The organism is Glaciihabitans sp. UYNi722 (genome assembly GCF_040549465.1).
In the GTDB taxonomy this organism is placed as follows: Bacteria; Actinomycetota; Actinomycetes; order Actinomycetales; family Microbacteriaceae; genus Lacisediminihabitans.
In genome coordinates this window covers 282,446-292,855 of sequence record NZ_JBEPTL010000001.1, presented here as the reverse complement: position 1 = coordinate 292,855, position 10,410 = coordinate 282,446, and the positions used below count along the sequence as shown (strand labels likewise).

The window sequence follows — 10,410 nt, the reverse complement described above, 5'->3', positions numbered from 1 at the left end:
ATTGTTAGTTGGCGCAGTGCGTTTGCCCGGCAGCGAGGAACGAGCTGGATTGTTAGTTGGCGCAGTGCGTTTGCCCGGCAGCGAGGAACGAGCTGGATTGTTAGTTGGCGCAGTGCGTTTGCCCGGCAGCGAGGAACGAGCTGATGGGCTGGCATAATCCCCCGATTCCCTGGGCTGAACTGGAGCGTGTTCTCTCCAGTCGCAGTCGCGCGGGGAGTAAGACTCCCGAGCGTGACGGTGGCGATGGTCCTGCCTATTCGCACAAGCGGCAGCCCTACCGGCCGCCCGAATCCGCCTTGCCGCGCATCCACAGCACTGTCGCCTATGCCGAGCTACACGCCCACTCCACTTTCAGTTTTCTCGACGGGGCATCCCCTCCGGAGAAACTGCTCGAAGAGGCGGCGCGACTCGGCCTGCATTCACTCGCCATCACCGACCATGACGGTTTTTACGGCATTCCGCGCATGGCCGAGGCGGCGGAAGAGCATCCCGACATCGGCACGGTGTTCGGGGCTGAGCTTTCTCTCGGGCTGGTCGCACCGCAGAACGGCGTGGCCGATCCGGAAGGCAGCCATTTGCTCGTTCTCGCCCGCCAGGAGGAGGGTTACCACCGGCTCGCGGGTGCCATCACCGCAGCGCAACTCGCCGGTGGGGAGAAGGGCCGGCCGCTCTACGATCTCACTTCACTCGGCGAACGGTCCGGCGGTCACTGGGCAATCCTGACCGGATGCCGAAAAGGCCAGGTTCGACAGGCTCTGATCGCAGAGGGTCCGCGGGCGGCCGCGCGCGAACTCGACCGCCTCGTCGACCTGTTCGGGCGAGACAACCTGAACGTCGAGCTCTTCGACCACGGCAATCCGCTGGACAGCGACTACAACGACGCCCTCTTCGCCCTGGCCGAAAGTCGGGGGCTGCCGGTGGTGGCGACGGGCAATGTCCACTACGCGCGACCGGAGCAGTTTCGCATCGCCTCCGCGGTTGCGGCGGTGCGTGCGCGCCGGAGCCTCGACGATCTCGACGGCTGGCTGCCGGCATCCGGGGCTGCCCACCTGCGTTCCGGCGACGAGATGGCCGCCCGTTTCGCCCGCTACCCCGGCGCGGTGGAACGCTCGGTAGAACTGGCGGAAGATCTGGGATTCCGGCTGCGAAGTGCACGACCGGAACTGCCGGCCCAGGAGGTGCCCGAGGGCTATTCGCCCATGACCTACCTCAGAAAGCTGGTCTGGGACGCAGTTCCCCGCAAGTATCCTGACGCCACAGACGGCGATCGCAAGCGCATCGAGGAAGAACTCGGGGTGATCGAAGGCAAGAACTTCCCCGGCTACTTCCTCATCGTCTACGACATCGTGAAATTCGCGCGTGGTCGGGGTATTCTCTGCCAGGGCCGTGGCTCCGCAGCGAATTCGGCCGTCTGTTACCTGCTCGATGTGACAGCTGTCGACCCGATCTTTTACCAGCTCCCCTTTGCACGGTTCCTCTCCAGCATGCGCAACGAGGAACCGGACATCGATGTGGACTTCGACTCCAACCGGCGCGAAGAGGTTATCCAGTACGTTTACGAGAAATACGGCAGAGAGAACGCGGCCCAGGTGGCCAATGTGATCCAGTACCGTGACAGGTTCGCCGTGCGCGACATGGCCAAGGCACTCGGGGCGAGCCCGGGCCAGCAGGATGCCTGGTCGAAGCAGGTCGAACACCACGGCGGTCTGGCTGCGAGCCCCGACCATGAAATTCCGGATGCTGTGGTTTACCTCGCTAAGAAGATCAGGGGCTTCCCCAGACACCTGGGAATCCACTCCGGGGGGATGGTGCTCACCGAACGTCCCGTCGGGGAGGTCTGTCCGATCGAGCACGGCCGTAAAGACGGGCGAACCGTGCTGCAGTGGGACAAAGACGACTGCGCATGGATGGGGTTGGTCAAGTTCGACCTGCTCGGGCTCGGCATGCTCAATGCACTCCAACACTGCTTTGACCTCGTTCGTGACAGTCTCGGCGAAGCCTGGACCCTCGACAGCATTCCGAAGGAGGAGCAGGGGGTCTACGACCAGCTCTGCCGTGCCGACTCGATCGGGGTGTTCCAGGTGGAGAGTCGAGCGCAGATGAGCATGCTCCCCAGGCTTCAGCCACGGACGTTCTATCACCTCGTGGTCGAGATCGCCGTGGTGCGGCCCGGGCCGATCCAGGGCGGGGCCGTGCATCCGTATGTGCGACGCAAGTCGGGTGTGGAGAAAGTCAGCTATCTTCATCCACTCCTCGAGCCGGTACTCGAGCGCACTCTCGGGGTTCCGATCTTCCAGGAACAGCTCATGCAGATCGCCGTCGCCGTTGGCGGTTGTACCGCGGAGGATGCCGACCAGCTGCGCCGGGCCATGGGATCCAAGCGCGGCCTGGAGAAGATCGAGAAGCTCAAAGGCACGCTCTACGCCGGCATGAAACGCAATGGCATCGTCGGCTCTGATGCCGACGACATCTACGGACGCATTGAGGCCTTCTCCGGCTTCGGCTTCGCCGAGAGCCACTCGCTCAGCTTCGCCCTGCTCGTCTACGCGAGCGCCTGGTTACGGCTGCACTATCCCGCCGCCTTCCTCGCCTCGCTGCTGCGGGCTCAGCCGATGGGGTTCTACTCGGCCAATACCCTCGTTGCGGATGCGCGGCGACATGGGGTGACAGTGGTGCGACCGGACATCCTGAGGTCCGGGGTTCTGGCTGGACTTGAGCCGCAGGATAGTGGGGATGTCGGTAACGGTCAGGAGGTCGGCGAGCTCAACCTGCCCAAAGATGCCCGCCGAATCCGGGGCGGGCTGGCCGACATTTCCACCTCCGTGCTTTCCGCAGGACTAACAAGCGCTGACCTGGCCGACCCCCTGACCTCGGGTCAGTCTGCGGAAAACTCAGATCCGCACCTCGGGGTGTTTGCTACGGGGAACGCATCGTGCGTGGCGCAGGACCAGCCTCCTGTCAGTGAGAAGTTTGACCGGAATGCGCACTTCGACACTGACGACCATCGGCGGGACGGGCGTTTCGTGGTTCGGTTGGGGCTTGCCGAGGTGAAAGGGATCGGCGAGAAGCTAGCGGAGAGGATCGTCGTCGAGCGCGAAGCCCACGGCGACTTCGCCGACATGGCGAACCTGGTGCGGCGCACCGGACTCACGACGGCGCAGCTCGAGACCCTCGCGGCCGCGGGTGCTTTCGAATCCTTCGGCCTCGGCACGCGCGAGGCGCTCTGGCTGGCGGAAAGCGCCGCGCAGGACAGAGCAGAGTTCCTCCCGGAGACTGTGGTGGCTGTGCAGCCGCCGCTCTTCTCGATGCCGAGCTCCTTCGAAGTGCTGGGTTCCGACCTGTGGTCCATGGGGATGTCGCCCGATGACCATTTCATCCATCACCTGAGACCGATGCTGACGGAGCGCGGTGTGCTGAGCTCATCGCAGCTGGCAACCGCAGAGGTGGGGAGGCGCATCACTGTCGGCGGGGTGGTGACCCATCGGCAACGTCCGGCGACCGCGAGCGGCATCACCTTCATGAACCTCGAAGACGAGACGGGTCTCGTGAACGTGGTCTGCAGCGTCGGCGTGTGGAACCGCTATCGACGGGTGGCGAGGGATGCTTCGGCGCTCATCGTGCGGGGAACCCTCGAACGCTCACCGGAGGGGGTCATCAACCTGATCGCCGACGGATTCGAACCGCTGGCACTGTCCGTGCGTGCGACATCGCGCGACTTTCGGTAGCTCCGCGCCGCGAAAGTCGCCACATGGCCCTTGTCAGCCGTACCGAGGGGCCATTTGGCGACTCTCGACGTCATCGTCATCGTCATCGACGTCGACGACGCGACATCGCGACGGGCGCAGCTAGCTTCGCAGTCCGCGCCGCAGCAGGTCGATGCGGGCTTGCAGTTGCGTGACACTGGCCTGTGGCACCGCCGGGCCACCGGCGATTCGGCGCAGTTCGGCGTGAATCAGGCCGTGTGGCTCCCCCGTCGCTTTCGCACGCATGCCGACCAGGCTGTTAAGCAGGGTTCTCTGCTCTTTCAGATTGCGATACAGCGGCGCCGGCTCGTTGGACTCCTCGCCATTGGCCTCCGTGCGCTTCTGGCGATCGTCGATGCGACGGGCCTGCCTGGCGTGCCGGTGACGCAGTAGTTCCTGCACCTGCTCCGGCTCGAGCAGCCCTGGAATGCCGATGAAGTCGAGCTCTTCGAGGCTGCCGGTCGCCGCTCCCGCGCCGTATTCGTCGCCGTCGAAGAGCACGCGATCGAAGTTGGCCTCCGACTCCAGCGCCTTAAAGTCAAACAGCAGTGCGTCACCGGATGCCGACTCGACGCGGTTCGCATCATCCACGGCATCGTCATCGAGAAGGATCTCCTCTAATCCCTCGCCGGGATCCCGGTCGAGGGCATGATCGCGCTCAAGCTCGAGGGCACCGGCCAGGCCCAGCAGGCTGGGCACGCTCGGCAGGAAGATCGATGCCGTCTCCCCGCGACGACGCGTGCGCACGAAGCGTCCGATCGCCTGGGCGAAGAACAGCGGGGTGGATGCGGATGTCGCATAGACACCGACCCCCAGCCGCGGGATGTCGACGCCCTCCGACACCATCCGCACCGCCACCATCCAGCGGCTGTCGCTCTCGGCGAAGTGGGTGATCCTGTCGCTCGCCGCCTTCTCGTCGGACAGCACGACTGTCGGTTCCTGTCCGGTGATCTTTTCGAGAATGGTGGCGTAGGAACGTGCGGCGTAGTGGTCCGTCGCGATCACGAGGCCACCGGCATCCGGGATACCGTGTCGAACCTCGGTGAGCCGACGATTGGCCGCCTTGAGCACCGCCGGCACCCATTCGCCCTCCGGGTCGAGCGCCGTGCGCCAGGCCTGCGCGGTGACATCCTTCGTATCGCCTTCGCCGAGGCGCGCCTCCATCTCGTCGCCGGTGCGGGTGCGCCAGCGCATCTTGCCCGCGTAGGCCATGAAGATGACGGGACGCACCACGCCATCGGCTAGCGCGCGACCGTAGCCATAGGCGTAGTCGGCTTGTGAGGTTCGCACGCCGTGCTCGTCGGGGTAGTAGGTGACGAAAGGGATCGGCGAGGTGTCTGAGCGGAACGGCGTACCGGTGAGCGAGAGGCGGCGCACTGCCGGTTCGAAGGCTTCGCGGATCGCGTCACCCCAGCTGAGCGCATCGCCTCCGTGGTGTACCTCGTCGAGGATGACCAGCGAACGACCGCCCTCCGTCAGGTGCTTGTGCAGGGCGGGCCTGGTGGCGACCTGGGCGTAGGTGACGGCGATGCCGTGGAAGTGCTTGCCATGCCAGCCGTGGCTGTTCTTGAAGCTCGGGTCGAGCCGCACGCCGACCCGATGCGCGGCGTCCGCCCACTGGCGCTTCAGATGCTCCGTCGGTGCGACCACCGTCACCCTGTCGATCTTCTTCTGGGCGAGAAGTTCGGTGACCAGTCGCAGGGCGAAAGTGGTCTTGCCTGCTCCCGGCGTCGCGGCGACCAGGAAGTCTCGCGGCTCCGAGACGAAGTAGGCGTCGAGCGCCTCCGCCTGCCAGGCCCGGAGCTTGTCGGCGGTTCCCCTGGCAGCGCGCTCGGGGAAGGACGGCGAGAGATGTTCGGCTGCCGAGGTGCCAACGGGGTGGCCGAACGACAGGGGGATGCTCATCGCCTTCGACATTACCTGCAACGACCGACCTGACCGCACAGCATGACGGATGTTGTCGCTAGCCAGAGGCCCATCACCTTCGCGGCGCTCGGTCTGCGACTGAAAGAACGTTGGCCTGATCACGACCCCGCTTCGCTCTCCCAGGTGGCCCGCTATTACCTTCCGCTGGTACAGACACCGCCGAGGGTGTCTGGCGTTTGAGCGGCCAGGCGAAGCACAGCACTGTCGAGACCTGGCTCGGCGCATCCGTGGAGGCGACACCGTCGGTCGACGCCATGGTGCTGCGCTATCTCGCGGCCTTCGGTCCGGCATCCGTGATGGATGTCCAGGCCTGGTGCGGCCTGACCCGCCTCGGCGAGGTTGTGGAGCGGCTGCGCTCCCAGCTGATGGTGACCGCCCTGGAGAAGCTGACCGCTCCCGAAAAACGTGCGGTCGAGAAGGAGGCCCTCGCACTGCTGGGCTTCCTGGATACTGATGGGACAGACACGGACATCCGCATCGAGCAGCGACCAGAGTGAGGGCCTCACCGAAAGTGCAACAGGCGCGTTGGCGCGCCGTGAATCTTTGGGGCAGGCTGGAACCATGATTCAGCAACATCCGTGGTCCCGCTATGTCGCGATCGGCGACTCCTTCACCGAAGGAATCGGCGACCCGGAGCCGAAGAGCCCCGGCGGCAGCCGTGGTTGGGCGGATCGTGTCGCCGAGGTGCTGAGCACGCAGACCGACGACTTCGCCTACGCGAACCTGGCGATCCGCGGTCGCCTACTGCGTCAGATCCTCGATGAGCAGGTGGAACCGGCCATGGAACTTCGCCCGGACCTCATCACAATTTCTGCGGGCGGCAACGACATCATCCGCCCCAACACCGACCCGGATGACGTGGCCGAGCGCCTGGAGAAGGGCATCGCTCGCCTGCGCTCCAACGACGCGACCGTCGTGCTCTTTAACGGACCTGACATCGGGATGACCCCCATGCTCGGCCGGATGCGCGGCAAAGTCGCGATCTACAACGAGAACCTGAGAGCCATCGCCCTTCGCCACGACCTCGTCGTCGCCGACATGTGGGCGCTGAGAGAGCTGAAGGATTCACGGATGTGGGCTCCGGACCGCCTGCACTTCTCACCGATCGGCCACAACACGATCGCGCGGATGGTGCTGCTCGCCCTGAACGTGGAGAACGACCTCAAGCCTTACAACCCCGACCAACTCCCGCCACGACCATGGCGCCAGGCGCGCGTGGAAGACATCGGGTGGGCTCGCGAATACCTGGTGCCGTGGGTGCTGCGCCGGGTGCGCCACCAGTCGTCAGGCGACGGGATCACGGCCAAGCGCCCTGCCGCGGGGCCGTACCAGCCCTAGCGGCTTTTAGCGACCGAACTGCACGGCTGCCGGGCAGTCGAATGGATCGCCGCCGGCGGCAAGTCCCACCCTGTTGAGGTATTCGATGACGATGCCGTAGGACTCTGTCAAGGACGTCTCGGTGTAGAGGATGTTGTGGGTGTTGCAGTACTCCCTGGCGATCTCCCGAGCTTTGGCGAGGTGCGGGCGAGGCATGTTCGGAAAGAGATGGTGCTCGATCTGGTAGTTGAGGCCGCCCATGAACGCGGTGGTGCCGAAACCCGTGATGTTGCGCGAGGTGAGCACCTGTCGACGCAGAAAGTCGACCTTGCTGTCGTGGGGCAGCACGGGCATCCCTTTATGGTTCGGGGCGAATGACGCCCCCATGTAGAGGCCGAAGACTGCGAGTTGCACACCGAGGAAGGCGAAAGCCATTCCGACGGGAAGGAACAGGAAGATGGCCGCGACGTACAGGGTAACGCGGGGAATCAGCATCCCGATCTCGAGCCAGCGGCGGTCGACGGGTCCACGGCCGAACACCGTCTTGAAGCCGAGAATGTGCAGGTTGATGCCTTCGAGCGTCAGCGCGGGGAAGAACAGATAACCCTGGCGGCGGGTGGCCCAGGCGTAGAGGCCTGTGGTCGCCGCGGCATCCGCTTCCTGGAAGGAGATGAAGTCCTGTTCGATGTCGGGGTCTTTGCCGATCACATTGGGGTTGGCATGGTGGCGGCTGTGCTTGGTCATCCACCATGAGTAGCTGATGCCGACGAAGAGGTTGGCCAGGGTGCGTCCGACGAGGTCGTTCACCCTGCCGGAGGTGAAGATCTGCCGGTGGGATGCCTCGTGGGCGAGGAAGGCGAACTGGGTCAGGATGACGCCGAGAGCGCCTGCGATAAGCAGCTGGAACCAGCTGTCTTCGAGGAGGATGAAGCCGGTGACCGCTCCGCCGAGGGCCACGACGAGGATCGAGAAGACCATCACGTAAAAACCGGTGCGACGACGCAGCAGTCCGGCATCCCGCACCGTTCGCAGCAGGGCCGAATACTCGGTCGTGGGATTGCTGCGGTTGCCACCGGGCCTTGTCTTCGTAAAAGTCACGACGGGGGCAACGGATACGGAATCGGGCACAATACCTCGCTTAGGTGACTTCCCAGTCGGGGTAGAGAGAGCAGGCGCTCGATGGATGCACTCACTCTAAAGGCTAAAGACCCGTAACCGCATGCATCTATGCGCATACCGGTATACGCGTGTCATCATGGCCGGGTGAGCAGGGGCGCGGGATTGAACAGTCGCCACCACGGACCCGGATCCGTGATCGAGTGATTCAGCACCAGTGGCACCGTCACGGTGGCTTCTCCAGCAGTGAAGGTGACGCTTCCGGCGGAACCGCCCTTTCTCACGAGGCCGACCTCTGTCGTGGGTTCGATCTTCACGGTCACCGGCGTGTCGCTCCAGACGACTGTCGACACGTCTTTCTGGGCGACGGCCTTGACGACGTGCTCCCACGGCGTCGAATAGGAGGCGAAGACCTGGCCCTTCTTCGCAAGAGTGATCTCGGAGAACCCCGATTTCACTGTCGACAGCAGCGACTTGACCGCGCCATACAGGGCATCGTGATCGGACGCTCCGATCACCGCGCCGATCAATCTCACCTCTGTGCCGCCCACCCGGTAGTCCGCAGCAAAGAGCAGCGAGGTGCCGAAGTCCTCGAGGGTGCCCGACTTGATCCCGTCGACCCCGTCCCGCCCGAGCAGCCCGTTGGTGTTGTGGAAATCCCCCACCCCTGGCACCGACACAGTCTTGGTGGACACGATCGTGGAGAGTACCGGGTTGTCCAGCGCGAGTTTGCCGAGGATCAGCAGGTCGGTCGCAGTGCTGGTGTTCTGCGGGTTGATGCCGGTCGGCTCGACGATGGTCGTGTGGTTCATGCCGTGGGCGGACAACCAGGTGCGGGTGGCATCGAGGAAGGCGGGTTGGTTGCCATATGCCCAGGTTGCCAGGGCATCCGCATAGTTGTTCGCGGATGCCACCAGCACGACCCGGAGCAGGTCCAGTTCGCTGAGGGTTGACCCGGTCTTCATCGGCTTGGCCGTGCCGTTCATCGCCGTGTACTTGGCGAACAGGGTGCTGTCGGCGGCGCTGAAGGTGACGGTAGGCCCAGGCTCCCCCACAGCGAGTGGTTTGGCTTCGAGGGCCACCAGCACGGTCACGATCTTGCTGATACTGGCGATCGGAAGCGGGCCGGCAGTGCCGTTCGATGCCAGGGTCTCGGGAAAGCCGACGGCGCTGATCGCGCTCGCGCCGTATCCGGGCCAGCTGAGCGAAGCAGCCACCCGGGTGGGGCTGCTGTACCCAGACACCTCGGCCTGTGCGGGATTGAGCGGCGCCAACAGCGTGAGCGGCAGGTAGATGCCAAGCGCCACGATGACGATCGAGCCGGCGACGATCGCCGAAATCCGACGGATCTTCTGACGACGGTTCACTGGCACCCGCTCATGATACTTACCCGCGCTCGACCCCTCGCGCAGTTGGTCGGTGCGTCAACGAGCACGGAGCGCCCAGAGAGCCACGGCACTGGCGGAGGCGACATTGAGGGAGTCGACGCCGTGCATCATCGGGATCGTCACCACGGAGTCGGCGCCCGCGAGCGCCTCGCGGCTGAGTCCGTCTCCTTCCGCACCGAGCAGGATGGCCAGTTTCTCCGGTGGATCGCTGGCGAGCTGGTCCAGGGTGATGGCATCATCGGCGAGGGCGAGGGCCGCAAGGTGGAAACCGGCGGACTTCAGAATGTCGGCCCCCTCCGGCCACTCCGGCAGCCGAGTCCACGGCACCTGCAGCACTGTGCCCATACTCACGCGCACGCTTCGACGGTAGAGCGGATCGGCGCAGTGCGGAGTCACGAGTACGGCATCGGCGCCGATGCCGGCTACGGCTCGGAAGATCGCCCCGACATTGGTGTGGTCGACGACATCTTCGATCACCACGATGCGAGTGGCACCGTCTATCACCTCCTCGACCGGCGCCAATATCGGGCGATGCATGGCGGCGAGAGCCCCACGATGCAGGTTGTACCCGGTGAGCTTCTCGAGCAGTTCGGCATGACCGACGTAGACCGGAATGTCGAAGTCCGTCAGAAGCTCTTCGACGTCGGGAAGCCACTGTTCCTGTAGCAGCACCGACCGAGGCTGGTGTCCGGCCGCGATCGCCCGGCGCATGACCTTGGTCGATTCGGCGATGTAGAGGCCGCCGGCCGGCTCGCTCAGACGACGGAGCGCGACATCCGTGAGTCCTGAATAGTCGGCGAGCCCCGGGAGGTCGAGCGTGTCGATGGGCACGGTATGCATGAGCTGCTCTTTCCTGCCGACAACGAACAAAAGCTGCCGACAGCGAACAAATGCCAGATTGTGCCCGACACTGACAGCAT

The 10,410-nt window shown here is 64.7% G+C and carries 6 protein-coding genes and 1 pseudogene; 3 read left to right on the top strand and 4 right to left on the bottom strand.

The features are described 5' to 3' along the window. The first annotated feature begins 143 nt into the window (after window positions 1–143). On the top strand, window positions 144–3,725 hold the full coding sequence (locus ABIB56_RS01390) for an error-prone DNA polymerase (protein WP_354566990.1): 3,582 nt from the start codon (window positions 144–146) through the stop codon (window positions 3,723–3,725). A 120-nt stretch (window positions 3,726–3,845) separates the two neighbouring features. Here ABIB56_RS01390 and ABIB56_RS01385 read toward each other — a convergent pair whose 3' ends face one another. Further along, window positions 3,846–5,648 carry a DEAD/DEAH box helicase gene (locus ABIB56_RS01385; RefSeq protein ID WP_354566988.1) on the bottom strand — a complete coding sequence of 601 codons (1,803 nt, stop codon included), beginning with the start codon at window positions 5,646–5,648 and terminating at the stop codon, window positions 3,846–3,848. Between the two features lie 191 nt (window positions 5,649–5,839). On the opposite strand from ABIB56_RS01385, the pseudogene ABIB56_RS01380 reads away from it, so the two are divergent. Both ABIB56_RS01380 and ABIB56_RS01375 read left to right on the top strand, forming a co-directional pair. After that, a pseudogene (locus ABIB56_RS01380) lies at window positions 5,840–6,166 on the top strand (DNA glycosylase AlkZ-like family protein); the annotation flags it as partial. A 64-nt stretch (window positions 6,167–6,230) separates the two neighbouring features. Further along, window positions 6,231–7,007 carry an SGNH/GDSL hydrolase family protein gene (locus ABIB56_RS01375; protein ID WP_354566986.1) on the top strand — a complete coding sequence of 259 codons (777 nt, stop codon included), beginning with the start codon at window positions 6,231–6,233 and terminating at the stop codon, window positions 7,005–7,007. 6 nt (window positions 7,008–7,013) lie between these two features. Here the strand turns inward: ABIB56_RS01375 and ABIB56_RS01370 are convergent, their stop codons facing one another. The 3 genes from ABIB56_RS01370 to ABIB56_RS01360 all read right to left on the bottom strand — a co-directional run bounded on the left by ABIB56_RS01370 (window position 7,014) and on the right by ABIB56_RS01360 (window position 10,330). Beyond that, window positions 7,014–8,114 carry a fatty acid desaturase family protein gene (locus tag ABIB56_RS01370; RefSeq protein ID WP_502917521.1) on the bottom strand — a complete coding sequence of 367 codons (1,101 nt, stop codon included), beginning with the start codon at window positions 8,112–8,114 and terminating at the stop codon, window positions 7,014–7,016. Window positions 8,115–8,239: 125 nt separating this feature from the next. After that, a complete protein-coding gene (locus ABIB56_RS01365) occupies window positions 8,240–9,475 on the bottom strand; it encodes a D-alanyl-D-alanine carboxypeptidase family protein (protein WP_354566985.1) in 1,236 nt (411 codons plus the stop codon). A 51-nt stretch (window positions 9,476–9,526) separates the two neighbouring features. Continuing rightward, window positions 9,527–10,330, bottom strand: a complete 804-nt coding sequence (locus tag ABIB56_RS01360) for a TrmH family RNA methyltransferase (RefSeq protein ID WP_354566983.1) — start codon at window positions 10,328–10,330, stop codon at window positions 9,527–9,529. Between the last annotated feature and the right edge of the window lie 80 nt (window positions 10,331–10,410).